26 protein-coding genes, 2 tRNA genes and 1 pseudogene are annotated in these 26,769 nt (G+C 59.4%); 22 read left to right on the top strand and 7 right to left on the bottom strand.

All coding sequences use genetic code 11. The features are described 5' to 3' along the window. Positions 1-200 precede the first annotated feature (200 nt). From LU682_RS01355 to LU682_RS01340, 4 genes are all read left to right on the top strand, one after another. Positions 201-2,447: an AsmA family protein gene (locus LU682_RS01355; RefSeq protein ID WP_010951655.1), complete on the top strand. Its 2,247-nt coding sequence runs from the start codon at positions 201-203 to the stop codon at positions 2,445-2,447. Continuing rightward, positions 2,444-3,511, top strand: a complete 1,068-nt coding sequence (mutY, locus tag LU682_RS01350) for an A/G-specific adenine glycosylase (protein ID WP_010951654.1) — start codon at positions 2,444-2,446, stop codon at positions 3,509-3,511. The genes LU682_RS01355 and mutY overlap by 4 nt, the downstream gene beginning before the upstream one ends. Then, positions 3,508-3,780, top strand: coding sequence for an oxidative damage protection protein (locus LU682_RS01345; protein ID WP_003255742.1), 273 nt, complete (start codon positions 3,508-3,510; stop codon positions 3,778-3,780). Before mutY ends, LU682_RS01345 begins: the two co-directional genes overlap by 4 nt. 90 nt (positions 3,781-3,870) lie before the next feature. Next, a tRNA-Phe gene (locus LU682_RS01340) sits at positions 3,871-3,946 on the top strand. A 188-nt stretch (positions 3,947-4,134) separates the two neighbouring features. On the opposite strand, the gene LU682_RS01335 is transcribed toward LU682_RS01340, so the two are convergent. After that, a complete protein-coding gene (locus LU682_RS01335) occupies positions 4,135-4,362 on the bottom strand; it encodes a hypothetical protein (RefSeq protein WP_019439077.1) in 228 nt (75 codons plus the stop codon). Positions 4,363-4,601: 239 nt separating this feature from the next. Between LU682_RS01335 and LU682_RS01330 the strand changes: the two genes are divergently transcribed. Continuing rightward, positions 4,602-5,045, top strand: a complete 444-nt coding sequence (locus LU682_RS01330) for a hypothetical protein (protein WP_014589364.1) — start codon at positions 4,602-4,604, stop codon at positions 5,043-5,045. Between the two features lie 131 nt (positions 5,046-5,176). Here LU682_RS01330 and gabP read toward each other — a convergent pair whose 3' ends face one another. After that, positions 5,177-6,562, bottom strand: a complete 1,386-nt coding sequence (gabP, locus tag LU682_RS01325) for a GABA permease (RefSeq protein ID WP_010951653.1) — start codon at positions 6,560-6,562, stop codon at positions 5,177-5,179. Between the two features lie 631 nt (positions 6,563-7,193). Between gabP and LU682_RS01320 the strand changes: the two genes are divergently transcribed. The 5 genes from LU682_RS01320 (at position 7,194) to LU682_RS01300 (ending at position 11,501) form a co-directional block, all read left to right on the top strand. Next, entirely contained in the window at positions 7,194-7,967 is a 774-nt protein-coding gene (locus LU682_RS01320; protein WP_003255746.1) for an ABC transporter ATP-binding protein, read from the top strand. A gap of 11 nt (positions 7,968-7,978) precedes the next feature. Beyond that, positions 7,979-8,731 (top strand): ABC transporter substrate-binding protein, encoded by a 753-nt coding sequence (locus tag LU682_RS01315; RefSeq protein ID WP_010951651.1) that lies wholly within the window; start codon positions 7,979-7,981, stop codon positions 8,729-8,731. A gap of 54 nt (positions 8,732-8,785) precedes the next feature. Next, positions 8,786-9,478, top strand: coding sequence for an ABC transporter permease (locus LU682_RS01310; protein ID WP_010951650.1), 693 nt, complete (start codon positions 8,786-8,788; stop codon positions 9,476-9,478). Beyond that, positions 9,478-10,167 (top strand): ABC transporter permease, encoded by a 690-nt coding sequence (locus LU682_RS01305; RefSeq protein WP_010951649.1) that lies wholly within the window; start codon positions 9,478-9,480, stop codon positions 10,165-10,167. The genes LU682_RS01310 and LU682_RS01305 overlap by 1 nt, the downstream gene beginning before the upstream one ends. 128 nt (positions 10,168-10,295) lie before the next feature. Next, complete coding sequence (locus LU682_RS01300) at positions 10,296-11,501, top strand: methyltransferase (RefSeq protein WP_010951648.1); 1,206 nt, start codon at positions 10,296-10,298, stop codon at positions 11,499-11,501. Between the two features lie 354 nt (positions 11,502-11,855). On the opposite strand, the gene LU682_RS01295 is transcribed toward LU682_RS01300, so the two are convergent. Continuing rightward, positions 11,856-12,131 (bottom strand): DUF3077 domain-containing protein, encoded by a 276-nt coding sequence (locus LU682_RS01295; protein ID WP_049588069.1) that lies wholly within the window; start codon positions 12,129-12,131, stop codon positions 11,856-11,858. 519 nt (positions 12,132-12,650) lie between these two features. Here LU682_RS01295 and LU682_RS01290 point away from each other — a divergent pair. The 8 genes from LU682_RS01290 (at position 12,651) to LU682_RS01255 (ending at position 20,263) form a co-directional block, all read left to right on the top strand. Continuing rightward, entirely contained in the window at positions 12,651-12,899 is a 249-nt protein-coding gene (locus LU682_RS01290; RefSeq protein WP_010951646.1) for a hypothetical protein, read from the top strand. A gap of 98 nt (positions 12,900-12,997) precedes the next feature. Then, positions 12,998-13,073, top strand: a tRNA-Thr gene (locus LU682_RS01285). Between the two features lie 162 nt (positions 13,074-13,235). Further along, complete coding sequence (locus LU682_RS01280) at positions 13,236-14,555, top strand: tyrosine-type recombinase/integrase (RefSeq protein ID WP_161989611.1); 1,320 nt, start codon at positions 13,236-13,238, stop codon at positions 14,553-14,555. A 267-nt stretch (positions 14,556-14,822) separates the two neighbouring features. Then, on the top strand, positions 14,823-15,200 hold the full coding sequence (locus tag LU682_RS01275) for a hypothetical protein (protein WP_232857132.1): 378 nt from the start codon (positions 14,823-14,825) through the stop codon (positions 15,198-15,200). A gap of 283 nt (positions 15,201-15,483) precedes the next feature. Then, on the top strand, positions 15,484-16,464 hold the full coding sequence (locus LU682_RS01270; protein ID WP_161989610.1) for an integrase domain-containing protein: 981 nt from the start codon (positions 15,484-15,486) through the stop codon (positions 16,462-16,464). Continuing rightward, positions 16,461-16,736, top strand: a complete 276-nt coding sequence (locus tag LU682_RS01265; RefSeq protein ID WP_080516504.1) for a hypothetical protein — start codon at positions 16,461-16,463, stop codon at positions 16,734-16,736. The genes LU682_RS01270 and LU682_RS01265 overlap by 4 nt, the downstream gene beginning before the upstream one ends. A gap of 169 nt (positions 16,737-16,905) precedes the next feature. Next, positions 16,906-19,374 (top strand): AAA family ATPase, encoded by a 2,469-nt coding sequence (locus tag LU682_RS01260; RefSeq protein WP_161989609.1) that lies wholly within the window; start codon positions 16,906-16,908, stop codon positions 19,372-19,374. A gap of 565 nt (positions 19,375-19,939) precedes the next feature. Next, positions 19,940-20,263, top strand: coding sequence for a helix-turn-helix domain-containing protein (locus LU682_RS01255; protein WP_010951645.1), 324 nt, complete (start codon positions 19,940-19,942; stop codon positions 20,261-20,263). Here the strand turns inward: LU682_RS01255 and LU682_RS01250 are convergent. Further along, the gene (locus LU682_RS01250) at positions 20,260-20,475 is read right to left on the bottom strand and encodes a type II toxin-antitoxin system RelE/ParE family toxin (protein WP_010951644.1); all 216 of its coding nucleotides are present in this window, start codon (positions 20,473-20,475) and stop codon (positions 20,260-20,262) included. The genes LU682_RS01255 and LU682_RS01250 overlap by 4 nt on opposite strands. 227 nt (positions 20,476-20,702) lie before the next feature. On the opposite strand from LU682_RS01250, the pseudogene LU682_RS01245 reads away from it, so the two are divergent. Further along, positions 20,703-20,890 (top strand): annotated as a pseudogene (locus LU682_RS01245) (tyrosine-type recombinase/integrase); the annotation flags it as partial. 4 nt (positions 20,891-20,894) lie between these two features. Here the strand turns inward: LU682_RS01245 and LU682_RS01240 are convergent. Then, positions 20,895-21,368, bottom strand: coding sequence for a helix-turn-helix domain-containing protein (locus tag LU682_RS01240; RefSeq protein ID WP_004575922.1), 474 nt, complete (start codon positions 21,366-21,368; stop codon positions 20,895-20,897). A gap of 41 nt (positions 21,369-21,409) precedes the next feature. After that, positions 21,410-21,886: a type II toxin-antitoxin system HigB family toxin gene (locus tag LU682_RS01235; protein ID WP_020190010.1), complete on the bottom strand. Its 477-nt coding sequence runs from the start codon at positions 21,884-21,886 to the stop codon at positions 21,410-21,412. A gap of 58 nt (positions 21,887-21,944) precedes the next feature. Between LU682_RS01235 and LU682_RS01230 the strand changes: the two genes are divergently transcribed. Further along, on the top strand, positions 21,945-22,151 hold the full coding sequence (locus tag LU682_RS01230; RefSeq protein ID WP_014860378.1) for a DUF3079 domain-containing protein: 207 nt from the start codon (positions 21,945-21,947) through the stop codon (positions 22,149-22,151). Between the two features lie 65 nt (positions 22,152-22,216). Here the strand turns inward: LU682_RS01230 and LU682_RS01225 are convergent, their stop codons facing one another. After that, positions 22,217-24,514, bottom strand: a complete 2,298-nt coding sequence (locus LU682_RS01225) for a TonB-dependent siderophore receptor (protein WP_010951641.1) — start codon at positions 24,512-24,514, stop codon at positions 22,217-22,219. 140 nt (positions 24,515-24,654) lie between these two features. Between LU682_RS01225 and LU682_RS01220 the strand changes: the two genes are divergently transcribed. Both LU682_RS01220 and LU682_RS01215 read left to right on the top strand, forming a co-directional pair. Further along, the gene (locus tag LU682_RS01220) at positions 24,655-25,374 is read left to right on the top strand and encodes a response regulator (protein ID WP_010951640.1); all 720 of its coding nucleotides are present in this window, start codon (positions 24,655-24,657) and stop codon (positions 25,372-25,374) included. A 1-nt stretch (position 25,375) separates the two neighbouring features. Next, positions 25,376-26,743, top strand: coding sequence for an ATP-binding protein (locus tag LU682_RS01215; RefSeq protein ID WP_010951639.1), 1,368 nt, complete (start codon positions 25,376-25,378; stop codon positions 26,741-26,743). Positions 26,744-26,769: the final 26 nt, after the last annotated feature.

The following is a 26,769-nucleotide window of genomic DNA, read 5'->3' as shown; positions in this document are numbered from 1 at the left end:
AAAGCAATCTGCCATCGTTCATTTTCGCCTGACTGAAACGGTCATGTTCCCGGCAAAAGCTCAATATTAGGCTGTCGAAAGCCATACTCTCTGATACAGGCGTAGGAATTTCCTACATCTCTAGTCGTACAAGCGGGGGTAACCGCGACAGCGTTATACTCTGCCGCCTGAACTCACTAACGGACTAAAAGGACTCGCCCATGAAAGCGTTCGGCAAAATCCTGGGACTGGGGCTTCTCGGGTTACTGCTGATCATCGTGGCGCTGGGCTTCGCCCTGACCCACCTCTTTGATCCCAACGACTACAAAGACGAGATTCGCCAGCTGGCACGCGACAAGGCGCACGTCGAACTGACCCTCAACGGTGACATCGGCTGGAGCCTGTTCCCGTGGCTGGGCCTGGAGCTGCACGAAGCCAGCATCGCCACCTTGAACAAACCCAAGGAACCGTTCGCCGACCTGCAGATGCTTGGCCTTTCGGTTCGTGTGCTGCCGCTGCTGCGCCGCGAAGTGCAAATGAGCGACGTACGTGTCGAGGGCCTGAACCTGACCCTGGCGCGTGACGAACAGGGCCATGGCAACTGGGAGGACATCGGCAAGCCGCTGCCCGCGCAGAATGGCGCAAGCACCGATGCATCCGCACAGGCACCTGCCGAGCAGACGCCTGCGACCACCAACAGCAACGACCGCGCCATCAAGCTGGACATCGACAGCCTGACCGTGAACAACGCCCGCGTGCAGTACACCGATGCCAAGACCGGCCACAGCTACAGCGCCGAAAGCATCCAGCTGAGCACCGGCCCGATCCACGAAGGCGCAAACATTGCGCTCAAGGCCAGCGCCTTTATCAGCGCCAGCCAGCCGAGCATCAAGGCCCGTACCGAGCTGGCCGGCGAATTGCGTTTCGACCGCAAGCTCAAACGCTACAACTTCGAAGACATGCGCCTGTCGGGCGAGACCTCGGGTGAGCCTACCGGCGGCAAGACCGTGACCTTCGCCGCCCAAGGCCAACTGCTGGTCGACCTGGCCGCCAATGTCGCCTCATGGAACGGCCTGAAAGTCTCGGCCAACCAACTGCGCGCCCTCGGTGAGCTGAACCTGCGTGATCTGGACAAGGCACCCCAGCTGAGCGGCGGCCTGTCCATCGCCCAGTTCAACCTGCGCGCCTTCCTTGAAAGCATTGGCCACCCGCTGCCGGCCACCAACGACCCGGCCGCCTTCGCCAAGCTGGAGCTGGTGACTCGCCTGCTGGGCACACCCAGCAGCCTGGCCCTGGAAGACCTGGCGGTGAAGCTGGACGACAGCACCTTCAGCGGCCGCGTGGCCGTCGAAGATTTCGCCAAACAAGCCCTGCGCCTGCAACTTAAGGGCGACACCTTCGACGCCGACCGCTACCTGCCGGCCAAGAGCGAAGAAGCCAAGGGCGCCACCGCTGCGCGCCAGGCCGAGGTCAAGCAACAAGAGGCCAGCGCCGTAGCCGGTGCCGGCACCACACCACTGCCCAACGCCCCAACACAAGTGGCATGGAGCGACGACAAGCTGCTGCCGGTCGACCGTCTGCGCGCCCTCGACCTGCAGGCCGACCTGGCCTTCGGCTCGTTGACCCTGGATAAGCTGCCGATCGAGAGCGCCCAGCTCAAGGCCGTTGGCCAAGGCGGCCTGCTGACCCTGCAAACCCTGCGCGGAGAGCTGTACAACGGCACCTTCGAAGCCAAGGGCACGGTCGACGTGCGCCCTGCCGTGCCACAGCTGGGTGTGAACACCAATATCCAGCGGGTGCCGGTGGAACACTTCATCAAGACCGAAGGCAAGGAACAGACGCCGCCGGTCAAGGGCCTGCTGACCCTGACCAGTGATCTGACAGCCACCGGTAACAGCCAGAAAGCACTGGTCGACACCCTGAACGGCAGCGCAAACTTCGCCATCAACGATGGCGTGCTGGTCAATGCCAACCTGGAACAGCAGTTGTGCCAAGCCATCGCCACGCTCAATCGCAAGACGCTGAGCAGCGAACCACGCGGCAAGGACACCCCCTTCCAGGAGCTGCGCGGCAGCCTGGTGGTACGCAATGGCGTCGCCAGCAACCCGGACCTCAAGGCGCGCATCCCGGGCCTGACCGTCAATGGCCATGGTGACCTCGACCTGCGCGTGCTGGGCATGGACTACAACATCGGCATAGTCGTCGAAGGCGACCAGCGTGCCATGCCGGACCCGGCCTGCCAGGTCAACGAACGTTATGTGGGTGTTGAAGTCCCCCTGCGCTGCCGTGGTCCGCTGGAACTCGGCGCAAAGGCCTGCCGCCTCGACCAGAACGGCCTGGGCAAGGTTGCCGCCAAGCTGGCCGGCAACCGCCTGAAAGACAAGATCGATGAAAAACTTGACGAAAAACTTGGAGACAAAGTGAGCCCGGAACTGAAAGACGCGCTCAAGGGGCTGTTCAACCGATGAGCCCCGAGCAGTTCTCCAGCGCAGTGCTGGACTGGTATGACGAGCACGGCCGGCACGACCTGCCCTGGCAACAGGGCATCACGCCGTACCGGGTGTGGGTGTCGGAAATCATGTTGCAGCAGACCCAGGTCAGCACCGTGCTCAATTACTTCGACCGCTTCATGCAGGCCCTGCCAACGGTGCAAGCCCTGGCCGAGGCACCGGAGGACGAAGTGCTGCACCTGTGGACGGGCCTTGGCTACTACACCCGCGCACGCAACCTGCAAAAGGCCGCCAAGGTCGTCGTCGAGCAACATGGCGGCGAATTCCCGCGCAGTGTCGAGCAGCTTACCGAGCTGCCCGGCATTGGCCGCTCCACTGCCGGCGCCATCGCCAGCATCAGCATGGGCATCCGCGCACCGATCCTCGACGGCAACGTCAAGCGCGTGCTGGCACGCTACACCGCCCAGGCCGGCTACCCTGGCGAACCCAAGGTTGCCAACCAGCTATGGGCCACCGCCGAGCGCTTTACCCCGCAACAACGCGCCAACCACTACACCCAGGCGATGATGGACATGGGCGCCACGCTGTGTACGCGCAGCAAGCCCAGTTGCCTGATCTGCCCGTTGCAGCGCGGCTGCGAAGCGCACCTGCACGGCGAGGAAACCCGCTACCCCGAGCCCAAACCGCGCAAGGCGCTGCCGCAACGGCGCACATTGATGCCACTGTTGGCCAACCACGAAGGCGCCATCCTGCTTTACCGCCGCCCTTCCAGCGGCCTGTGGGGTGGTTTGTGGAGCCTCCCGGAGCTGGACGACATCGCCCAGCTCGACGACCTGGCCTACCAGCACGGCCTGCGCCTGGCTGGCCGCCACGCCATGGACGGCCTGACCCATACCTTCAGCCACTTCCAGCTGGCGATCGAGCCATGGCTCGTGCACGTCGACCCGGTCGGCGAGCACGTGGCCGAGGCCGACTGGCTCTGGTATAACCTCGCCACCCCGCCGCGCCTGGGCCTCGCCGCCCCGGTGAAAAAGCTGCTTGAACGCGCGGCCGACGAACTGATCGCAGGAGACGCCCGATGACCCGCACCGTGATGTGCCGCAAATACCAAGAAGAACTGCCAGGCCTGGAACGCCCGCCCTATCCCGGTGCCAAGGGCCAGGACATCTTCGAACACATCTCGCAGAAAGCCTGGGCCGACTGGCAGAAGCACCAGACCATGCTGATCAACGAGAAGCGCCTGAACATGATGAACGCCGAGGACCGCAAATTCCTCCAGGCTGAGATGGACAAGTTTTTCGCCGGCGAAGAATACGCCCAGGCCGAAGGCTACGTTCCACCGGCCGAATGACCCCAAAAATCGTAAGCGACGGAATTAATTTAAAATTTTTTCAAAAAGTCGTTGACGAGCGGTCCGGAAATCTATTTAATTCACCTCGTCGCCCAGATAGCTCAGTCGGTAGAGCAGAGGATTGAAAATCCTCGTGTCGGCGGTTCGACTCCGTCTCTGGGCACCACCTTCAAGCTTCTGGTGGTTGCAAAGTTACCCGAAGCGACAACAAGAAACCCGCCTAGTGCGGGTTTTTTGTTGTCTGTGATTTTTAACTTCAGGCGGCGTCGAAGAACACGAGACCTCACAACGCAACCTGAAGGCTAGCCATGCAATCGAGAAACCCGCAGCCATGAGCAGACTGCGGGCCAAACCTTACTCGTCCGACATGGAACGAAGATGATTGAATGCGTCCTCGGTCATGTGCCCCATGTAGGAGATGCTGTGCAACTGAAGGTGGCCGTGTTGCTTGCCTTTTTCGATAATGGCGGCGATGTCAGCCTTCGTAATCCTTTGCTCGTCGCAACCGGCGAAACCGGTTGGATAGTAAACCCTGCCATCGTCCGTGTAGCCGTACAGGGTGACCAGATAAAAGTGCTTCATGACTCCTCCTTTGTAGCGCAAACGTGCGCATCACTCACGGACGCCGAATTGGCGCAGTGACAGGCTGCCAGCCAACATGGCTGGCAGCAGGAGAGAAGCTACGCAGGGCCCACGGTCCGAATAATCTGGATATGTATCCCACAGACATCTCAAGCTGCAGCGCCCAGGCGCGCCGCTTGGGTTTATCGGGCAATTGCGCTTCAATACGCGCACTTTCAGACTCACCCAAGGATTTCCCCATGGCCACCCCTACCAAGCAACAGAAACGCGCCAAGCGCGCCGCCAGCAAGGCCAAGCAGAACCGCATGGTACGCAGCGGCCAAGCGGTCAAGGCCAGTGCCGGCGACAGCGCCAGCGTCGAGCAGGTGTACAACAAGGCCATGGAGTCGGGCAGCTACGACGCGATGTTCAACAAGATGAAGGAAGCCCAGGAAGGCGGCCTGGTGCCAATGATCTCGGTGTTCCTGGTGGACCCGCTGCTCGCCCTGGTGCTCAAGGGGCACAAGGAAGAACACGCCACCGACTACATCGTGCTGGTGTTCAACGCCTACCGCAAATGGCTGGATGGCGCTGACGAAGAGACCACCATGGCCTGGCTGGAGAGTGATGAGTTCCAGGACGCCTATATCGCCGCTTCCGAACTGGTGGCCAAGCAGCAGCAACAGCAGAAGCAGTTCGGCTGACAGGGCCATATAACCCGCTCCTACGGGCCTGTGGTGAACCTGCGGGCTTGCCCGCGAAAGGGCCATCACAGGCCACAAAAAAAGGCCGCACCCTTCACAGGGCGCGGCCTTCTCATTTCAGCCAGCGCCGATCAGCTGTCCAGCGCCGCCCGCCCGGCAGCCTCGCGCTTGCGGTGCACCAGCAAGCCAGCCGCCACCACACCAATACTCAGCAGCGCAGTCGCAATGATCTCCGCACGGTGATCCTCACGCAGCGCCATGACCACCAGAATGGCAACGATGAAGGCAATGGTCGCCCAGGTCAGGCCCGGGAACAGCCACATCTTGAAGGTGATCTTCTCGCCGCGGGCTTCACGCTGGGCGCGCATGCGCAGCTGCGAAACGGCAATCACCAGGTACACCAGCAGCGCGATGGCGCCAGAGCTGGCCAGCAGGAACTCGAACACCTGGGCCGGTGCCACGAAGTTGGCGAACACGCAAAGGAATGCCGCTGCGGTGGACAGCAGTACCGCCACGTGCGGGGTCGCCGCCTTGGTGGTGCGCTGGGCGATGGCCGGGGCGTCGCCACGCTTGCTCAGCGAGAACAACATGCGCGAAGAAGTGTACAACGCCGAGTTCAGGCAGCTGGTCACGGCAATCAGCACGACAATGTCGACGATCAGCTTGGCATTCGGCACACCGATACGGCTCAGCACGGTCTGGTAGGAGCCCGTCTCGGCCAGGGCCGGGTCGTTCCACGGCACCAGGGCCACGACCAGGAAGATCGATACCAGGTAGAACAGGCAGATACGCCAGATTACCGAGTTGGTGGCACGGCTGATCTGCTTGCCCGGGTCCTTCGACTCGGCAGCGGCGATGGTGACGATTTCGGTACCCATGAACGAGAACATGGTGGTCAGCATGGCTGCCAGCACCGCGCCCAGGCCGTTGGGCATGAAGCCCTGGGTATCGAACAGGTGGCTGGTACCGCTCACCTGGCTGCTCGGTACAAAGCCGAACAAGGCAGCACAGCCCACGGCGATGAAGCCGATGATCGCCAGCACTTTGAGCAGGGCAAACCAGAACTCGAACTCACCGTAGTTCTTCACGCTGCACAGGTTGGTGAGTGTCAGTGCCAGGGTAATGATGAGGGAGAACGCCCACAGGTCAACCGCCGGGAACCAGGCATGCAGAATGGCTGCGGCGGCGTTGGCCTCCAGCGGAATCACCAGCACCCAGAACCACCAGTACAGCCAGCCAATGGTGAAACCGGCCCAGCGCCCGATGGCGCGGTCGGCATACGTAGAGAACGAACCGGTGTCAGGCGAGGCGACTGCCATTTCACCCAACATACGCATCACCAGCACGACCAGCGTACCGGCGGCAGCGTAAGCCAGCAGCACGGCAGGGCCGGCCGCTGCGATGGCGTGGCCGGAGCCTACGAACAGGCCTGCACCGATGACGCCAGCGATGGACAGCATGGTCACATGCCGTTGTTTGAGCCCCTGAGCGAGGTCATTGGAATTGTTACCGCTCATTGAAACTACCTTTGTAAGGAGTGGACCACGCCGACTGCGGGTACAGAGCGCGCCAGGGGATGACCTAGGCGTCGCTGCAATCGGCGGTTTCCAACTGGCAATAAGCGCGCCATATGACGAATGCACTCGTCAGAAAATTCTGCAGGCCTTTTAGGATGCGGCCTGGAGGGCTTTCGGCCATTGCATGACCGAAAGGACCTCAAATCAGCGGATTACTGAAATACCCACTTACAAATGCACCAAAGGTGCTCCTCGGTAACACCTGTGCACCACTGCAATGCCAAAAAGTGCAACCCATGGGTACAACCTTGTGATATCAACATGGCATTCGTGGGTGAACCCGTTAGCACTGGCAAAAGGTCGGGTTTACCCCTCCAATGGGTCAAAACAGCTTCCATGAGCCGGCCAAAGCTGGCACCATCGCGCCTTTTTTCATCAAGGCTCTGGTGCTGGGCGACACCTTCGCGGACATCTGCGCGACGTTACGCTGTAGCGATGCGACAAACTGCCCCACCAGCGCCCCCAGTCCCCGGCGACCCTGTTGGCCGTCATAATGCCGCTATGCTAGCTTGGCGCACGCCAGGAAGGCCGCCAACAGCTGGGAACGCACCCGAACACATGAGGACCGCACATGGCTCAGGCCACGCCCGCGCTGGAAATCCGCAATTTGCACAAACGCTACGGCGAGCAGGAAATTCTAAAGGGCATTTCGCTGACCGCTCGCGACGGTGACGTGATCTCCATCCTGGGGTCGTCCGGCTCCGGTAAGTCCACCCTGCTGCGCTGCATCAACCTGCTCGAGAACCCGCACCAGGGCGAAATCCTGGTCGCCGGCGAAGCCCTCAAGCTCAAGGCCGCCAAGAATGGCGACCTGATCGCAGCCGACAACCGCCAGATCAATCGCCTGCGCAGCGAAATCGGCTTTGTCTTCCAGAATTTCAACCTGTGGCCGCACATGTCGATCCTCGACAACATCATCGAGGCGCCACGCCGCGTGCTCGGCCAAAGCAAGGCCGAGGCCATCGAAGCCGCCGAAGCGCTGCTGAACAAGGTCGGCATCTACGACAAACGCCACAGCTACCCCGCCCAGCTTTCCGGTGGCCAGCAACAGCGCGCCGCCATTGCCCGTACCCTGGCCATGAAGCCCAAGGTCATCCTGTTCGACGAGCCCACTTCGGCGCTCGATCCGGAAATGGTCCAGGAAGTGCTTAACGTTATCCGCGCATTGGCCGAAGAAGGCCGTACCATGCTGCTGGTGACGCACGAGATGAGCTTTGCCCGCCATGTGTCCAGTGAAGTCGTCTTCCTGCACCAGGGCCTGGTCGAAGAGCAGGGATCGCCGCAGCAGGTCTTCGAAAACCCGACCTCGGCGCGTTGCAAGCAATTCATGTCCAGCCACCGCTAACGGAGCAATACATGCACACCTACAAGAAGTTTCTCCTGGCAGCTGCTGCCACGCTGGTGATGTCGGCAAACGCCATGGCCGCAGAAAAACTGCGCATGGGCATCGAAGCCGCCTACCCACCGTTCAACAACAAGGATGCCAGCGGTAACGTGGTTGGCTTCGACAAAGACATTGGCGACGCCCTGTGCGCCAAGATGAAAGTCGAATGCTCGGTCGTTACCTCCGACTGGGACGGCATCATCCCGGCCCTGAATGCCAAGAAGTTCGACTTCCTGGTGTCGTCGCTGTCGATCACCGACGAGCGCAAGCAGGCTGTGGACTTCACCAATCCGTACTACTCCAACAAACTGCAGTTCATCGCGCCGAAAAACGTCGACTTCAAGACTGACAAAGAGTCGCTGAAAGGTAAGGTCATCGGCACCCAGCGCGCCACCCTGGCCGGCACCTACCTTGAAGACAACTACCCGGATGTCGAGATCAAACTCTACGACACCCAAGAAAACGCCTACCTTGACCTGGTTTCCGGTCGTATCGACGGCATCCTGGCCGACAAATACGTGCAGTACGAGTGGCTGAAAAGCAAAGACGGCTCGAACTTCGAGTTCAAGGGCGAGCCGGTGATGGACAGCGACAAGATCGGCATTGCCGTGCGCAAAGGTGACACCAAGCTGCGCGACGACCTGAACAAAGCCCTGGCAGAAATCAAAGCCGACGGTACGTACAAGAAAATCAACGACAAGTACTTCCCGTTCAGCATCGAATGATCCGCCCTGACCGGCGCGCCCTTGCGGCGCGCCAGTCCCTAAAATGACCTGCCCATGAATATCGACCTGCACGGATTCGGTCCGGCCATGATGGCCGGCACCCTGATGACCGTAAAACTGGCGCTTTGCGCCTTGCTGCTGGGGCTGGTCCTGGGCCTGCTCGGCGCCCTGGCCAAGACCTCCCCGTTCAAGCCGCTGCAATGGCTTGGCGGCTTCTACTCGACCCTGGTTCGCGGCGTGCCCGAACTGCTGTGGGTACTGCTTATCTATTTCGGCACCGTCGGGCTGATGAACAGCCTCGGCGAAGCCCTGAACATGCCCGGCCTTGAGCTCAGCGCCTTTGCCGCGGGCGTGATCGCCCTGGGCCTGTGCTTTGGCGCCTACGCCACCGAAGTGTTCCGTGGCGCTATCCTGGCGATCCCCAAGGGCCACCGCGAAGCCGGCCTGGCGCTGGGCTTGTCAAAGGGCCGCATCCTCTCGCGGATCATCCTGCCGCAGATGTGGCGCATCGCCCTGCCCGGCCTTGGCAACCTGTTCATGATCCTGATGAAGGACACCGCCCTGGTATCGGTAATCGGCCTTGAAGAAATCATGCGTCATTCGCAAATTGGCGTGACCGTGACCAAAGAGCCGTTCACCTTCTACATGGTCGCGGCCTGCATCTACCTGGGCCTGACCGTGCTTGCCATGACCGGTATGCATTTCATGGAAAAACGCGCCGCTCGCGGCTTTGCGAGGGCTGAATAATGAATTGGGAAGTCATCTTCAAATGGCTGCCACGCCTGGCCGAAGGCGCGACCCTGACCCTTGAGCTGGTGGCCATCGCCGTGGTTGCCGGGTTGATCCTGGCCATACCGCTGGGCATCGCCCGCTCCTCGCGCCACTGGTACGTGCGCGCGGTGCCGTTCAGCTACATTTTCTTCTTCCGTGGCACGCCGCTGCTGGTGCAATTGTTCCTGGTCTATTACGGCCTGGCGCAGTTCGATGCGGTGCGCTCCAGTTCGCTGTGGCCGTACCTGCGCGATCCGTTCTGGTGCACGGTGCTGACCATGACCCTGCACACCGCTGCGTACATCGCCGAGATTCTGCGTGGCGCGCTGCAGGCGATCCCTAAAGGTGAGATTGAAGCGGCACGGGCGCTGGGCATGTCGCGTGGCAAAACGCTGTTCTACATCATGCTGCCACGCGCTGCGCGCATCGGCCTGCCGGCGTACAGCAACGAAGTGATCCTGATGCTCAAGGCCAGTGCCCTGGCCAGTACCGTGACCCTGCTGGAACTGACCGGCATGGCCCGTACCATCATCGCCCGCACCTACCTGCCGGTGGAAATCTTCTTCGCCGCAGGCGTGTTCTACCTGGTGATCTCGTTCATGCTGGTGCAAGGCTTCAAGCTGCTGGAGCGCTGGTTGCGCGTGGATGCCTGCCAAGGCCGCTGAGACCTCACTGACTGCTTCGCGGGCACGCCCGCTCCCACAGGTGTAGCGCCAACCTTGAATGTGGCGCTATACCTGTGGGAGCGGGCGTGCCCGCGAAGAGGCCCTCAAAACCACCACACATCCTTGCCATGCCCAACCACCTCCACAGCCCCCACCTAAGCACCCGCTTCCAGGCCCTCGACCAGTTCCTGATCGAGCACCAGCAGCTGTGGAAACCGCGCCCCTTCACCAGCCTGCAGCTGGCCTGGGAAACCGCCCACCCCGAGCTTGCCGCCCACCTGCGCCAATGCTCCCTGGCAGACGCCGAAACCGACACCACCGCTGCCTCGTTGCCCGCCCCGTTCCCGCAACTGGCCCAGCAAGCCCGACAGCTTTCGGCACTCGGCAACCTCCCGGAAACCGACCTGCCCCCCGCCGCGCATCGCCTCGACGTAGCCGTCCCCGGCCGCAAATGGCAGCAGATCGAAGCCTTCGCCAGCCACCTGGCCTTCCGCGAGCAGCCCCGCCACTGGCTGGACTGGTGTTCTGGCAAAGGCCACCTGGGCCGCCGCCTGCTGCAACCCGGCCAACACCTGACCTGCCTGGAATACGATGCCGAACTGGTCGCCGCCGGCCAGGTCCTGAGCACGCACCACCACTTGCCGGCGCAGCATGTGCACCAGGATGTGATGGCCAGCGACAGCGCGCGCCACCTGGCTGACGATAAAAGCGTGGTTGCCCTGCATGCCTGTGGCGATCTGCATGTACGCCTGCTGCAACTGGCCAGCCAGCAAGGTTGCCGGCAACTGGCCATAGCCCCCTGCTGCTACAACCGCATCGCCGCGCAGCAATACCAGGCGTTATCCACAGCCGCGCAGGCGTCGAGCCTGCAGCTGTCGCTGGACGACCTGGGCCTGCCCTTGAGTGAAACCGTCACTGCCGGCGCCCGCGTGCGGCGCCAGCGCGACACCTCGATGGCCCGGCGCCTGGGCTTCGACCTGCTGCAACGCCAGCAGCGCCAGAGCGATGAATACCTGCCGACACCTTCCCTGCCGGTGGCCTGGCTGGAGAAGCCCTTCGAGCAATACTGCCGTGACCTGGCTGAACTGAAGCAATTGCCAGTGAGCGGCAACCCGGACTGGGCAATGTTGGAAGCTGCGGGCTGGCAACGCCTGGCCGAGGTCCGCAACCTGGAGCGCGTACGCAACCTTTTCCGTCGGCCACTGGAGCTGTGGCTGGTACTCGATCGCGCCCTGTTCCTCGAAGAACAAGGCTATGACGTGCGCCTGGGCCTGTTTTGCGATTACCCACTGACCCCGCGCAACCTGCTCATTCTTGCGGAACGCGACGGTTAGCCGCAGCACAACCTGTGGATAAGTCTGTGAACAAGCTTGTGATTACCTGTTGGATCCAAGCGCTATTTCAAGCGCTTGGCTTATTCCTGCTTGCGGCTGCAGCCCAGTAAAAACAGGCGTTTGCGCAAAGACCAGCGGCGTAGCGATCCGGCATGCCTTTCGCTCAGGTCCCAAATGCCACTTGTGCATAAACATTTCTTGTGGTTAGCGCAAGCGGCTTTTGTGGGAGCGGCCTTGCGTCGCGAAAGGGCCGCAAAGCGGCCCCCGTTTTCAGCGCAATCTCTGAAATCGCCGGGGCTGCTTTGCAGCCCATTCGCGACGCAAGGCCGCTCCCACAAATGACCGCGTCAATGCCTAATGCGCCTTACCCTTGGCGATCTCGATATCGTTCATCAGCGCCTTGGCCATGTCGCACAGGTAATCGGCTGCCCCCAGGAATTTATGGTCGTCCTCCATATCGCCCTCGCGCACCAGGTGCTTGATGTAGCCCATCAGGATCGAGACATGCTCGTAGGCCGCGTCGACGGGGACGCCGGGCTCTACGCGTAGGAGATTGAGGGATGGGTTAACGGCTGCGAGGAAGGTTTCCACGCCTGCGGTTGTGATTGGCTCAGAAACATCTTTTTTCATGGCAAATCCTTATTCACGGAAGGAGACTGCCAAAAATCTTTCTCACGGATTTGGGGCGGCAGCCGTACGCAGGGTGAGAAACCGAGTGAATAAGGAAGCCCGGCCAGACCGAGGTCTGCCCACGTACGACCACCATGGCGGGTAACGCTTATTCAAGTCGGGTTCTCACACCCAGTCGCCAGAGCGACCCGAAAACGGTATCCGTGAGCCACTTCCCCGACAACAGCGTTACTTCGGCGGCGCGCGTAGGATACTTCCGAAGCATCCAAACCCTGAAGCTTTTGACCCCATGGTTCAGAATTCCCTTACACAGATAACCCGGCTTACCCGCCCCCGTGTAGGAGCGGGTTCACCCGCGAAGAGGCCATACCAGACAACACAAGGCTAATGCTCCACCCCCGCAACGGTGTATCATCCGCCCCCCAAATCATTAAAAAGTGACGTCGCGCGCTGCCCGCCAGCCCCGCGACCTTCTGGCGTTGCGCCAGAACCGACAATGGACCACCGGACCTGAGCATCGTGACCCGAGCCAACCCCCTCGCCCTGTTGACCTTCGCCCTGGCCCTGACCGGCTGCGCCGGCGGCACCTCGCCCCACCCCAACAGCAACCTGGGCTGGAACCACCCCGGCATGCAGCTGGGCGGCGACAAAGGCCTGCCCCTGCGCACAGAAGCCCCATGCCGCAAGCGCGGCTGCGACAATGACAAGCTGTTTTTCAACCCGGGTAAAAGCGAGCCTAGCGTCACCACCATGCACCGCGGCTGGTAGGAAAATTCTTCTTTTAGGCCGGTGACTTAGGTCTTTTGCGAACATTCGCAAGGAAGTGGTTTACAGGCGCCAAACGATCGCTATAATGACGCCCCATTGCCGGTATAGCTCAGATGGTAGAGCAACTGACTTGTAATCAGTAGGTCCCGGGTTCGATTCCTGGTGCCGGCACCATTCAAGGTTCCATAGAAAGCTTTCAAAATCTCTGGAACCCCCGAAAAACCCGCCTTCTGGCGGGTTTTTTCGTTTTGGCGTTCCGTCGGATTCCGAGGGTAGCCAGCGCTAATAAGGGTACTTTTAAGGATACCTACCAATTCGACATTGGAAAGTACCCTTATGGCTCGCACAACGGCTCCCCTTACCGACAACGCCTGCCGCACTGCAAAGGCTCGCGAACGTGAGTACAAGCTTTTTGACGGCGATGGCCTTTACCTGCTCGTGAAGCCCAACGGTCGCAAAGGCTGGCGGCTCAGGTACGTGAAGCCCGATGGTCGCGAGGGCCTGACCTCACTCGGCAATTACCCGGTGGTCGGGCTGGCTGACGCTCGCCACAAGCGCTTCGAGCTCAAACAGCAGCTCGCCAACGGCATTGACCCCATCCAATCCAAGCAGCAGGCCAAGGTGCAAGCCGTAATCAATGGCCGTACCTTCGAAAGCGTTGCGCTCGATTGGTATGCCGGGATGGTGCCCAAGTGGGCGCCGGGCCACGCCAAGACTGTACTCAGCCGGTTGAAGACTCATGTATTCCCTTTGCTCGGTGCCAGGGCAATCGTTGAGTTGGACACCCACGACCTCATGCAGCCACTGGAGGCCGTGACAAAGCGCGGCACCATCGACGTGGCGCTCAGGATCAAGAACTACCTGCAAAGCATCATGCGCGAAGCCAAACGGCTGCGGCTGATCACGACGAACCCAGCCCACGACCTCGATGGCTCAATCAGAGCACCGCGGGTTACACATCGACCCGCACTACCCTTATCGCGGCTGCCAGAGCTACAGGCGCGCATCGACGGCTACAAAGGTCGCCCCCTCACGCGCCTCACCGTGATGCTGTCGCTGCACGTGTTCGTACGCTCCAGTGAACTGCGTTTTGCCCGCTGGGGCGAGTTCGACCTCCAGCGCGGCATCTGGGAGATCCCCGATACCCGCCCAGCGCTGGATGGTGTGCCCTTTTCCACAAGGGGTACAAAGATGGCCGGGGACATCCACGTTGTACCCTTATCGCCGCAGGCAGTGGCCTTGCTTGAGCAAATCCACGCGATCACCGGCATGTTCGAGCTGGTGTTCACGGGAGATGCCAAACCGTGGAAACCGATGTCCGAGAACACGGTGAATGCCGCGCTCAGGACGATGGGCTACGACACCAAGGTGGATATCTGCGGCCACGGATTCCGAGCCATGGCGTGCAGTGCGCTGGTCGAGTCGGGGCTGTGGTCAGAGATAGCGATCGAGCGCCAGATGAGCCACAAGGAACGCAACAACGTGCGGGCCGCTTATACCCACAAGGCCGAGTTCCTCGAAGAGCGCCGGATGATCATGACCTGGTGGAGTCGGTTTCTTGAGGCGAACCGCGAGGACCATGTGACGCCACATGAGTTTGCCAAGCAGACGGGCGAGAACGTCACGCGCCTTCGCAGTGCCAAGAGGACCGAGTAGCCCGCCGCACCACCACCTCAACTCGCTGTGAAGTTACCCACAGCACCGCATGAAGCTCCTCCGCGCGGGTCCTTTCAAACGGGGCTGCAAAGCCGCCCCGTTTGAAAGGACCATCCCTAAGAAAAAACGGCTGGCACAGCTTACGTCTGTGGAAAACCACTGATGTCCACCGGGGGGTAGTTTTATCCACAGGCGCTAAATCCCTGATATCGCGCTGCTTGACGAATATTGTCCACAAGCGTAGACCGGGAGTCGCAAGAGCTGTCGATGACAGCATCCCAGGTGACCCGAACCTTTAAGGTCACGCCGCTCCCGCGGTGGTTCACCCGCAAGTACGATTCGCGTCCGGCAGCTCGTACGGTCACTACCCATGTGATGGATGCCAACTCAATATCGTTGCCCCTGCGGCAACCACCCTACCCATCTGCTCAGCAGCAACCTATCCGCTTGGCCATTTCACGTGCGCCAACCTGCGCCCGTCTCTTTCACTGGAAAGAGACGGGCGCGTTTAACACTGCTGCAGCCCTCATAGCATTTGGCTTTGCGGCAACTTCACTCGTGACAATCGGCGTGACAAACGCCGATGTCACCAGCAACAGCGATGTAGATGATGGTGCCGCAGACCAAGGAATGGACTGCACCTGACTGACAGTCAGGCATGCCCCGGTCATCGCATTGCTGCGCTCACCCGGCTCAGGATCTCGCGGCACTGGTCTCGTCAGCCAATGCAGCCCCCACCCGCCCACCGGTAACGGTGTTCAGGAGGCCAGATCATGAGATGCCCTCGCTCCCGGACGTAAGGAGCCGCCAGTCCCGCGTTAGAGGACATCCCCACAGGTCGCAGGGGCCTTGATCCCTGATAACACTCAGCATTCTTGGCGGGATGACGTGGGACGAGGACTGGAGAGCCTAAGAAGAGGTGACCGATATGGCATTGGTGGGTAGACGCGGCGGGCGCAATTTCGGCTACGGCAGACAATTGAGCTACGCAGGGCCCCAGGCGCTGAAAGACATGTTCGGCGGCGGTCACTACGGCACGGTGAAAGCGCACTGTGATCGGTGGCAAGCATTCGTGAAGTGGTGTCGCTCCGAACAGGGCCCCGGTATCAATGATGCGCAGCAGATTGATCGCAAAGTGTTGGCCGACTATGCGGCGTATCTGCGCGACCTGGTTGGGCGCGGTGACCTCGCCGTTAGCACCGCACAAAACCGGCTATCCAGTGTTAACAGGACCATGGCGGCGCTTCGCGGTGATCAGTACGTGAAATTGCACAGCCCGAGCAAGGCTTTGGGTATGCAGCGCACCGGGGTTCGACAGTCGGTGCCACAGGGCCAAGACCGCGAACAGGTTAAGCAGATCGTCGATGCGCTTTGCAACCAACATCAACTACGGGCCGCCGCGATTGTTTTGTTGGCGCGAGCCACCGGCATGCGCTTGCGTGAGGCCATCTTGGCTGACCTGCCACGGCTAAGCCGTGAGGCTAACGACCTAGGCAGGATTAACATTCAGGATGGCACCAAAGGTGGCCGCGCTGGCGCCTCGGCGCCACGTTGGATTGCGGTGGATGACCATATTCGAGAGACGCTTGAGTTGGCACGGCAGGTGTCGCCTGTGGGTAGCCGCAACCTAATTGCGCCACACGAAAGCTACCTGAATTTTCTGCAAGAAAAAATCCGCCCGGCGCGGGTCATCCTGCATGCACACAACCTCAAGGGCTTCCATGAGCTACGAGCGGCGTACGCATGTGAGCGCTATGAACAAATCACCCAGCATCGGGCGCCTATCAACGGCGGCCAATGTTGCCTAGCAGATAGGAAAACTGATCGTGATGCACGGATGCAAATTAGCTACGAGCTTGGGCATGGTCGAATCGAAGTGGCCGCGGCTTATATCGGGGGACGAGCATGAGCAAACCATTCGATATGGAGTTGTTCTTGGCTGGCGTGCTAATCGGGTCGCACGCGACGCGCCGACGTCATTTGCGGCAGGCGAAAATCATCCAGGCTGAAATTGCAGAGCGCTGGCAGCGAGAAACACCTTGGGGTTGGCAGAAAAAGCATGTGGCCTGGTTTCTCGAAAATCGCATTAGCCACCGAAAGGAAGCAACACGGTATTACTATCTACTAACGGTCAGGCTGCTTACTCGACGATTAGTAAAATCGTGGATTTTCAATCTCTGAGGGAAACCTTCTATACCCCTAAGACCGGACAGGTCGGGTCGGGTCGGGTCGGGTCGGTGACTGAGCTTGCGCATGGCTGGATTCTGCCCAACAGATCATTTCCTCATTGAGGATAACTTTGCTATAAAGCACCATCATGGCCCAATGCCACCAAAACAGGGAAGAAGACGTGCGTAAGGTCTATCAGGAGCAACTGCAGAAAGCTGTTTCACTTTCCTCCCCAGGCGAATCGTTGAGTTATCTGTGCTCTATAATGCGTTCGCTCCTGCAATGCCTCTCGATCAGTGCATTAGAAACGGTCATCCAAGCCACTCCCTCTGTGGATGAGGACGTAGATCTGAAGCCGTTTCTGGACCGCTTCAGTCAGCCGTCTGACGGTTTGCCGGTAGAAATCCTAGATGCACTGGTACCTCGGATTCGCAGTCTGGTGTTTCGCAACTACTTCAATGGGTGGTACGAAACCTTGCCAGAAAGCCAGAGTAGCTTGGTTGAGGAATTGCAGCAGTGGGTTGCTTTCCGCAACGGCCGACCGGCGCACGGCGTCCTAGACGCGCCTACTACCGATCACTGGTCTACCAAAACAGCAGATCTAATCCGACGAATTTTAGCCCGCGCAGATGGCGTGCTACCCACTGCGAAGCAATCGGGATTGGCTGTTCAGATTGGTGATCTGTTGGTGCCGATCAATACACCATTGCTCGTGACCGGGCATGCTGTGGTAATCAAACGTATCGTTTCGCGTAAAGGTGTATTGAAGGCTCAAGGTCATCTGCTGTCGTGGACTGATGCACGCGAATTCACCAGCGACTTACAGCAAAGCAGCGTTTTCTCTGCTGAAAGCCAAACTGTGGAAAAATTTAGATGGACAGAAATCCCCACTCAAAATAGCTCGTTCTTATTGCTTAATAACATTCCAGGCAGGCAAACCTCAACGTTTGTTGGCCGAAGTAGAGAACTAGATAAGCTTAAGGCGTGGATGGGCGACATAGTTGACTCCAGGGCCTGCTTGGTATTTGGTGACGGTGGCTTTGGAAAAACGACTCTTGTACTTGAGTTCTTCAACAGCTTACTAGAGGGCTCTCTCGAGGCAGACTTTCCGCTGCCTTCGATCATCAGTTTTTACACAGCGAAACGAACCAAATGGACTGAACAAGGCCTCATACATTTCAAAGGTATTTCCGAGGCAATGGAGGACAGCGTAAGGGAGTTACTGTATAGCCTTACTCCTATTCTAGGCAAAGAGTGGTACAAGCATGACGGTCGATCACTCATTGACAAAGCGGCCCAAGCGTTTGCCGATGAAGGGTTTACGCGTAATGACGTACTATTGATCATCGACAATACAGAGACCTTGGCTACATCACAGGTTGATGCGCAAGAACTCGGTGACTTTATTTACATGGTCGCCAAAAAGATTGGCCGAGTAGTCATAACCTCTAGACGCCGGGAAATTCTCAATGCGGAACCACTTCCGGTCAGTCAACTTCCTGAGTCGGAAGCGTTCTTGCTATTACAAAAACTAGGATCTGAGTACGGCGCGCGTGCAGTTACTCAAGCCGGTGAAGCTCGACTGCGCAACGTGTGCGCTCAACTAATGTGCAAGCCACTATTGATCGACACGCTGGTTCGCTACATTGCACGATCGTCTTCTAGCATCCAAGATGGCCTTGATCAAATCCTAAAAAAAACCAATGACGAGCTCTTGGAGTTCTTGTACGAAGATGCTTGGGCACGTATGAATACTTCAGTGCAGAAAGTATTCATGACACTGGTCTCGTTAGCCAGCCCTCTAGACGGCAAATGTGTAGGGGATGTATGCACTCAGTTAGGCGTATTGCACGCCGAGTTCCAAGGAAGCCTCGGTGAAACTTACTTCGCTACCATCGTGGACCGAGGCGACAGCTACGATCTAGAGATTGTGGAATTAGCTAAGGAATTCTTCCGTCAAAAGAAGAAGAAATTACCAACTGACGTTTCGGAGCTCATCGACAAGATTGCTCTGAAGGTAGATAAACAGGCTACAGCTCGATTTGAAATAGAAAAAAGTTATCGCACTGACCGAGTCGCTGATGGTTTCAGGAATGAGTACGCAAAAGCCGCCAAAATTGCCATGATCAAAAAAGATCATCTCGCTGCCTGCGAGAATTTTGAGTTGGCGTTACTCGAAGAGCCGCTGAATGCTGCCCTACATGAACGTTATGCCTCGTTCCTATTTAGATCTTTGGGTAAGGCGGACGTAGCCTACCCCTATGCCGAACGAGCCACGACATTGGACGAGCACAGCGCAGATGCATGGCTAACACTTGGGCTGATAAAATACAAACAAGGTGACCTTGAGGGCGGCGACCGGGCCATTGACAAATCCTTAAAATTCGGAAAAACCGAACAACTTTGCGCGTTGAGAAAAGGGATTGCTCGCTATCACGCTGCCAAACAAGAAGTTTACAGCGGGCGCACCGTCAGAATCTTGAAAGAGGCAGAACTGCTAGTAGTACAGTCAACTAAGAGCAGGCACACCAATGACTTTTATCATCACAAGAACAAACGTGAAGCCGAGAAATACATTGTACTTATTCGCAATCTCTCGGATACTGTAAAGAAGCGGATCTCTGCGATGCAAACTCAACCTGACCGCTAAAAATAAGTTCGCTGCCGGCTGATGCTGGCAGCATCCCTCTAAGACTTATCATCCCAAAGCGATGCCACAACTACAAATCCATCGCTAAACACTTTCATCTTCAAAACCGATTGCATTTCCATCCGCAGTGAAAACAAACACGGAACCCACAAAACCTACCTCGCCCGGATTATAGAAATAGGTAAGGATAGCTATAGGGATAGAAGCTTCTTAATTCAAAAAATATTCCCAATTAAATCATGTATTTATGGAAATTTTCGACTCCTGGTGCCGCACCATACGCAGTATCAAAAAAGGCTCACCGAAAGGTGGGCCTTTTTTGTTTTCCCCCCGCAGCCCTCAATCCCTGCCTTACGGATGCCCTGAATCCACCACGATCGGTGTAGGAGCTGGCTTGCCTGCGATGGGCTGCGCAGCAGCCCCAACCACCCCAAGCAGAAGCAATTCTCTGATCACCAGCACAGCTCAAAAACAGACACACTCTCCAACACAAACGCTTTGACTCGCCAACCAATCCACACTACGATTTATCGCAAATTTTAGATATTTCTGCCGAGGCAAGCCGATGGCGCTTCAATTCCACGAAAGCCCTTTCCACGCCACCCACGACGCAGATACCGCCAGCAAAATGGCCTTGAAAATGGACTTGTCCATTTTCATCACTGACTGCATCAAAAAAATGGGCCTCAAACAGCATGATGCCGCAGCCAAGCTGAACGTAACCCAATCCCGCATATCCGAGCTTGCAAATGGCAAGATCGAGAAATTCACCTTGGACGCCATGATGGACATGCTGGACAAGCTCGGCTTTCGCACAACCCTGACCCTGCCCTCGAACGATGCCGGTTCACCGATCCAGATCGTGATCACCCAAACGCCTGGCAGCTAAACCCTGTATCCCATTTTTCTCAGTTCTTGCTTCAACTCCTTCATCCGCTGTTCGGCGACCTGCATCGCGTGCCGTTCGGACCTGTTGGTCGTTTTCACGAACGAATGCAACACGACGACCATGTCTGCAAATTTGGCCACATACACGCATCGGAATGCAGGGCTGCCGTTGATGATGAGCTCAATCGCACCCGCCCCGACCGACTCGGTCAACGACTTGATCGGCCGCTCTGGGTCCTGGCCATACTGTATGCGTCGCAGCCACGGCGAGATGCAGTATTGGGGACGGCATGGATGCCAAGAGGAGCGAATCTAGCGCAGTGGCTTGCAGTTGGCTGAATTAGAAATGTTTCGCGGTATACCCTGAAATATCGTGTTTCTCTCGCCCGCTGAAATCAGTTCGACCTCATTTGGGGCCGGCTACATCACGTTGTACCCCGCCGCATGCAGTGTCCTTGCTTGGGCAGATCCACACGATCACTGGCAAATTCGACTTGGTATTTGCGGGGGTTGCCGCACTCAGGACGATGGCTACGACACCAAGGCGGACATCTGCGGCCACGGGTTCCGTGCCATGGCATGCAGTGCGCTGGTCGAGTCTGGGTTGTGGTCGGAGACGGCTATCGAGCCTGTCAAACCACCCCATGCATGAAGAACTCAACCGGTACGCTGAAAAACTCAGCAAAGCCCTTTATCTGGGCAACCGTCATCTTCCGCTTGTTGTTCAGAATCTCGGATACCGCGCTCTGGGTCGCTATCGCCGACAGGTCCTTCTGCTTCACGCCCCTATCCGACAGCAGAAAGGCCAACGCTTCGGCCTGGCTCGCGAACGGCACCAATACAGACTCACTCTCATACTCGTAGACGCGGTCCGCTACCATCTCGGCAAAGCGTGCCGCAGCGTGGCCTTCGCTGTCCGCATGGGAGTAGAGCTCGTCGATCAAGGCCATGCGTGCCTCAAGCTCGGCATCGTCCTTGATGGGGTCATGGCAGGCGGCTAGAAGCTGGGCCATGGTTGCCATCTGAGTGTTCAGGCCATCGAGCATGGGTGAAATATTAGCGATGAAGGCATCTAGTCCATTGGCTTCGATTTTATCCCGCTTCATGTTGTCACCTGTCGAATTGAAATATCGCGCGGCCCAGGTTGCTACCTGATATCGCTTCTGCACCATTTGTCGTACTCGGCGTGCGACAAAATGGCCTTGATGTAGAGAGTACCCGTTCGCGCATTGAGCCACGCGATCAGGCGGCATTCGTTTTTCTTGATATCGAACACGTAGATATCAAGCGGCCCTTTGCGGCTGGCGGGCCTGAGTTTTGAGTGGGGGATGCGATCAACATTCCAGCCAGACACAGTGGCCCACGTCTGCCTCAACTGTTCAAAAGATTCGAACCGCAGCGTCGCCCTGTCGAAGGTCGTCAGCCACAGGCTTAGGGGCGCTTTCCACTGGCCGTGGACTTCAATCGCCTTGGTAACCGCCGCTTTCGTTATGACCCGCATTGTGTTGTCCCGGCGCACCAACATAGGGTGGAAAATATCTCCGATCCAGATATCTGTCAACCAGATATCTGGATGCGCGATGTACGGTGACCTGGCGATCGCCAATGGATTGATGCCCGTCAAACGACGGGCTGGGCGAGGAGTTTACGTTCAGAACAGGCAGCCCTGAGGGAGGATGAGCATGGCCAAGAGATTCCCCACAAACCCTCGCCACCCCGAGCGAATCTGCTGGGGTTGCGACCTGTACTGCCCTGCCAAGGCGCTAGCCTGTGGCAATGGCGCAGACCGGACCATGCATCCGGTGGAGCTGTTTGGCGAGGATTGGGATAGCTTCGAGGGCCAGTTGGAGAAGCCGGTTGATCCAGGGCAAGCGGTAGAGCCCAGGTAAGAAAGGGCCGCTTGGCGGCCCAGCGCAGGCCTTGAACCCAGCGCTGGTTCTGTGGAAGGGCTTGATCAGAACGCGGTGCTTACCGTCAACGACAGGTTACGCGGGTCGCCATAAATCGCCCCGGCATAGAACCCGTACTGGCTGTAGTAGTGCTTGTCGAACAGGTTGTTGGCGTGGAGGCTGACGCTGGTGTCGTCGGTCAGCTGGTACTTGGCCATGGCATTCCAGATGGCATAACCGGACCAGTTCACGTCAGTGGCACCATTGCTCACACCGTTAGTAGGCTGGCCAGCAGGGCTGGAGATGGCGCGGATGTTGGTCTGCGCAGTCACGCCGGCGCCCAGGGTCAGGCGGTCGAGCGGGCCGCTCAGGCGGTAGGTGGTGGAGGCCTTGAACAAGTGCGACGGGTCGCTGCGGCCGTCGCTGTCGACGCGGCGAAAGTGCAGGTAGGTGTAACCGGCGTAGACGTTCCAGTTGGGGGTCAGGGCGCCTGCGACTTCCAAGTCGATACCATCGGTTTCCTGCCCGGAGCCGGCCTTGTAGGCGCTGCCGCCAGTCGGGGTGGTCAGGTCGCCGTCCAACACGGCCTTGTTTTCCTGCTTGGTGCGGAAGTACGCCGCCGAGGCGTTCAGGCGGCCATCGAACCACTCACCCTTGATACCTGTCTCGTAGCTTTGCCCACGAATCGGCTCGACCTTGCTGCCGCTGCTGGTTTCAGACGTTTGCGGCGTGAAGATATCGGTGTAGCTGGCGTATACCGAGTAGTTGACATTGAGGTCATACACCGCGCCCAGGTAAGGGGTGACGATGCCGTTTTCTTCCTGGCTGCTGCGCTCGCCGGCCACGCTGCGGGTGACCGAGGAATAGTTGCTGGTGCGCACGCCAACGATCACCGACAACGGGTCGGTGATGCTCAGGCGGGTGGCGGCGTACATGCCCTGCAGACGGGTGGTGGTCTTGCTGTGAAGGCCGGTGCGCGAGGCGATGAGGTCGTAGTCGTCATCCACGCCATTGTGCCAGTCGGTCACCGGGAAGCCGTTGTTGGCGCGGAACTGGCAACCCAGTGCAGGCGCGCTGGTCATGCCGTCGCCGACCATGGTGCAGGTGTACTGGGGCGACCAGCCGACGGTGCGGCTGTCGTTGTAGCCGACCATCGCCTGGTGGGTGCGGCCAAACAGCTGGAACGGGCCAGACAGGTCGATCTGCGCCGACTGCTGGGTGGTGTCGCTGGAGCTGTGCAAACCATTCAGTACTGCGCCGCTGCCGTCCTGGTCCCAATAGCCGCCGTAGCTGCCGCGCCCGGCCGAATTCACCTTGGCAAGGCCGCGATGGTTCAGGGCTTCGGTGGTGGCCTGGGCGGCTTTCAGGTCCAGGGTCCAGTCGTTGTCGAAGCGATGCTCGAGCGAACCGAACGCAGTGCGGGTGGTGTACTCGCCAAAGCTCCAGCTGGGCACCAGGTTGGTGCTGCGCGGCAAGTCGGTCTTGCTGCCGTCGCGGTACCAGATCGGGATGTTCGCGCCCCAGCCGCCACCCACGACCTTGTTGTACTCATACTGGTAACCGGCGCCGAGGGTGGTGGCGTCGTCCAGGTCGAACTCGAAATTGGCCAACGCGGCGCGGGAACGTTCGGACTGGTTGTCGCGGAACGAGTTGGCATCCTGCTGGGTCATCACGAAGCGCGAACGCAGGCGGCCATCTTCGGACAGCGGCAGGTTCAAGTCAGCACCCAGACGACGCTTGTCCCAGCTGCCATAAGTGGCATAAGCGCTGCCGCCGAAGGTTTTGGTCGGTGCCTTGCGGATCAGGTTGACGGTGGCCGAGGGGTCGCCGGTGCCGCCCAGCAGGCCGTTGGCGCCGCGCACGATGTCGATGCGTTCGTACAGGTCCATGTTCAGCGCATTGCCGCTGCCACTGAAATCGGAGCCGCCCTGGGTCTGCAGGCCATCGACCTTCCAGTTGCTGATCGAGTAACCACGCGCGCGGTAGTCGGTGCGCCCACCCACCTCGGACTTGTTGGCCGTTACGCCTGGGGCGGTTTCCAATGCCTGCTCGATGGTGTGGATGTCGCGGTCATCCATCTGCTGGCGGGTGATGGTGGTAACCGATTGCGGTGTCTGCCGTGGCGTCAGTGCCAGGCCAGTGGAGCTGCGGGTGCTCTCGACCGTATAGCCCAACTGGCCGGCATCGTCGGCAGGCAGTACTGCGCTGTCTTCGATCTGTGTGGCGTCGAGTTCAAGGGGTTTGCCGTCGGCAGCCACTGCACCACCGCTGATGGCGACGGCAATGCAGAAGGCCAGCGGCTTGAGGCAATTGCCACTTTGACTGAAGGGGATGAACACTGGCGTGATGCTTTGGGGATTCATTTGGGAAGGCTTCGTATTTGCAGATGATTTTTTGTTAGGATTCTAGGGATCAGCCCTCCGGGCTCCAGACCCGACATGTACGGGGATGTAATTGAACGTAACGAGCGCCACCGGCCCTCACCGAACAGGTGTTTTTCTGCATGAGCACGACCCTGCTGGTTGTCGATGATGACGACGAGATCCGCGAACTTCTTTGTGATTACCTGACCGATGCCGGCTACAACGTGCTGGCGGCAGCAGACGGTCAACAGATGCGTGACCAGCTGGCCCGGCACAAAGTGGAGCTGGTGGTGCTCGACCTGATGCTGCCGGGTGAGGACGGCCTTAGCCTGTGCAGGCAGTTGCAGGCCACACCTGGGTTGGCAGTGATCATGCTGTCAGCCAAGGGCAGCACGCTGGACCGCATCATCGGTCTGGAAGTAGGCGCCGACGACTATCTGGCCAAGCCCTTCGAACCACGCGAACTGATCGCCCGGATCAAAGCCGTACTGCGTCGTCCGCAACGCCTGGGCACCTCTGCCGAAGAACCTATGGTGGACGCCCAGCTGTTCGCAGGCTTTCGCCTGGAACACGTCAAGCGCCTGCTCACCCGCCCGGATGGCGAGACCCTGACCCTGCCGCGCTCCGACTACCGTGTGCTGCGCGAACTGCTGGAAGCCAACAACCGAGTGGTCTCCCGTGACCAACTGACCCGCAGCGCGTTCGGCCGCGATCACCTGCCCGACGACCGCTCGGTGGACATGTGTGTCAGCCGCCTGCGCCAGCAGCTGCGCCGGGCGCCGGCGGGGACCGCGCAAATCCTGACCATCCGTAACGAAGGCTATTTGCTGAGTCTCGCCCCCCTCGCGGCTGGTGTCTGACATGCGCTGGTGTCACCGGCTATGGCCCCGCACCTTGTTTGGTCAACTGCTGCTGATCATGGTCAGTGGCACGCTGGTGATCCAGTTGATGTCGAGCAGCATCTGGTTCGACGTGCGTTTCGCTCAGGCGCTAGAGGTGCCCGTACGACTGGTTGCTGCACGCAGCGCCCCCCTGATTGCCCAGGCCGACTGCCACGGCGGTACGCTGCAGGCGCCAGCCCACTACCAGCTTCACTGCGTCGAAAGCCCGCCTGCGCAAGAGCATGACGAGCGCCGCGGGCACAGGCGGGTCGAGCTGTTGTTGCAGCAGGCCCTGAAGTACGAGCTGGGGCATGCCCAGGACGTACGCCTGATGCACGTGCAACTCACCGACGAGCTGGGCCAGCCGATCGTCTGGCGCAGCCTGTTCGGCCTGCGCACGGCCCAGGCGCATATCCAGTTCGCGGTGCCGCTGGCCGATGGCCACTGGCTGACCGTTGCGGGCCAGGAACTGCAGGGCTGGAGCGGCGAGTCGGCCTGGGTGCTGATCAGCGATTACCTGCTGCGGGTGTATGCGCTGCGCATCGTCGCGGTGTTGCTGGTGTGCCTGGTTGCCGTGCGCCTGTGCCTGCGCCCGTTGCGGCGCCTGGCCGATGCCGCACGCGGCCTGGGCAGCAACCTCGAGCAGCCTCCCCTGGCGCTGGATGGCCCGGAGGAAGTGCGCCAGGCGGCGCAGGCGTTCAACGCGATGCAGCAGCGGCTGATTGCCATGGTCAACGACAAGGCCTACTTCCTGGCCGCCGTGTCTCATGACCTGCGCACCCCACTGACCCGCATGCGCCTGCGACTGGAGCGCTTACCCGATGACGAACACCGCCAACGCCTGCAGCAGAACATCACGCAGATGGACAATATGATCGGTCAGGTTCTGGATTACCTGCGTGCCGGAGAGCAGCAGAACTTGCAGCAGGTGGACCTGGACCGGCTGGTGACGCGCCAGTGTGCGGACCTGGCGACTGACCAGGAACCACTGCCGGTGCACGGCCGGGTGAACAGCCTGCGGGGGGATGCCCTGCTGCTGCAGCGCTGCCTGCAGAACTTGTTGGTCAATGCGTTGCGTTATGCCAAGGATGTTTCTGTCACGCTGGAGCGGACCACCACAGGAGTGTTCATCCACATCGACGACCGTGGACCAGGCATTTCGCCAGCGCTGCTGCCGACCATCACCGACCCGTTCGTGCGCGGTGAGGGATCGCGTAACCAGGCATCCGGCGGATATGGGCTGGGGCTGAGCATTGCCCAGCGGATCGCCGCCAGCCATGGGGGTGAGCTGATATTGTCGAACCGTGAGAGCGGTGGATTGCGGGTCAGCATACTGCTGCCTGGCTAACGCGATCTTCTGTGGGAGCAGCCCCA

It is taken from the genome of Pseudomonas alloputida (genome assembly GCF_021283545.2).
Lineage (GTDB): Bacteria > Pseudomonadota > Gammaproteobacteria > Pseudomonadales > Pseudomonadaceae > Aquipseudomonas > Aquipseudomonas alloputida.
Note: the sequence above shows the minus strand (reverse complement) of the source record. Positions and strands in the feature narration are given on the sequence as shown.

Coding starts and splice junctions, on each gene's coding strand:
- LU682_RS01355 (WP_010951655.1), top strand. CDS start 201: ATGAAAGCGTTCGGCAAAATCCTGGGACTGGGGCTTCTCGGGTTACTG.
- mutY (WP_010951654.1), top strand. CDS start 2,444: ATGAGCCCCGAGCAGTTCTCCAGCGCAGTGCTGGACTGGTATGACGAG.
- LU682_RS01345 (WP_003255742.1), top strand. CDS start 3,508: ATGACCCGCACCGTGATGTGCCGCAAATACCAAGAAGAACTGCCAGGC.
- LU682_RS01335 (WP_019439077.1), bottom strand. CDS start 4,362: ATGAAGCACTTTTATCTGGTCACCCTGTACGGCTACACGGACGATGGC.
- LU682_RS01330 (WP_014589364.1), top strand. CDS start 4,602: ATGGCCACCCCTACCAAGCAACAGAAACGCGCCAAGCGCGCCGCCAGC.
- gabP (WP_010951653.1), bottom strand. CDS start 6,562: ATGAGCGGTAACAATTCCAATGACCTCGCTCAGGGGCTCAAACAACGG.
- LU682_RS01320 (WP_003255746.1), top strand. CDS start 7,194: ATGGCTCAGGCCACGCCCGCGCTGGAAATCCGCAATTTGCACAAACGC.
- LU682_RS01315 (WP_010951651.1), top strand. CDS start 7,979: ATGCACACCTACAAGAAGTTTCTCCTGGCAGCTGCTGCCACGCTGGTG.
- LU682_RS01310 (WP_010951650.1), top strand. CDS start 8,786: ATGAATATCGACCTGCACGGATTCGGTCCGGCCATGATGGCCGGCACC.
- LU682_RS01305 (WP_010951649.1), top strand. CDS start 9,478: ATGAATTGGGAAGTCATCTTCAAATGGCTGCCACGCCTGGCCGAAGGC.
- LU682_RS01300 (WP_010951648.1), top strand. CDS start 10,296: ATGCCCAACCACCTCCACAGCCCCCACCTAAGCACCCGCTTCCAGGCC.
- LU682_RS01295 (WP_049588069.1), bottom strand. CDS start 12,131: ATGAAAAAAGATGTTTCTGAGCCAATCACAACCGCAGGCGTGGAAACC.
- LU682_RS01280 (WP_161989611.1), top strand. CDS start 13,236: ATGGCTCGCACAACGGCTCCCCTTACCGACAACGCCTGCCGCACTGCA.
- LU682_RS01275 (WP_232857132.1), top strand. CDS start 14,823: ATGACAGCATCCCAGGTGACCCGAACCTTTAAGGTCACGCCGCTCCCG.
- LU682_RS01270 (WP_161989610.1), top strand. CDS start 15,484: ATGGCATTGGTGGGTAGACGCGGCGGGCGCAATTTCGGCTACGGCAGA.
- LU682_RS01265 (WP_080516504.1), top strand. CDS start 16,461: ATGAGCAAACCATTCGATATGGAGTTGTTCTTGGCTGGCGTGCTAATC.
- LU682_RS01255 (WP_010951645.1), top strand. CDS start 19,940: ATGGCGCTTCAATTCCACGAAAGCCCTTTCCACGCCACCCACGACGCA.
- LU682_RS01240 (WP_004575922.1), bottom strand. CDS start 21,368: ATGAAGCGGGATAAAATCGAAGCCAATGGACTAGATGCCTTCATCGCT.
- LU682_RS01230 (WP_014860378.1), top strand. CDS start 21,945: ATGGCCAAGAGATTCCCCACAAACCCTCGCCACCCCGAGCGAATCTGC.
- LU682_RS01225 (WP_010951641.1), bottom strand. CDS start 24,514: ATGAATCCCCAAAGCATCACGCCAGTGTTCATCCCCTTCAGTCAAAGT.
- LU682_RS01220 (WP_010951640.1), top strand. CDS start 24,655: ATGAGCACGACCCTGCTGGTTGTCGATGATGACGACGAGATCCGCGAA.
- LU682_RS01215 (WP_010951639.1), top strand. CDS start 25,376: ATGCGCTGGTGTCACCGGCTATGGCCCCGCACCTTGTTTGGTCAACTG.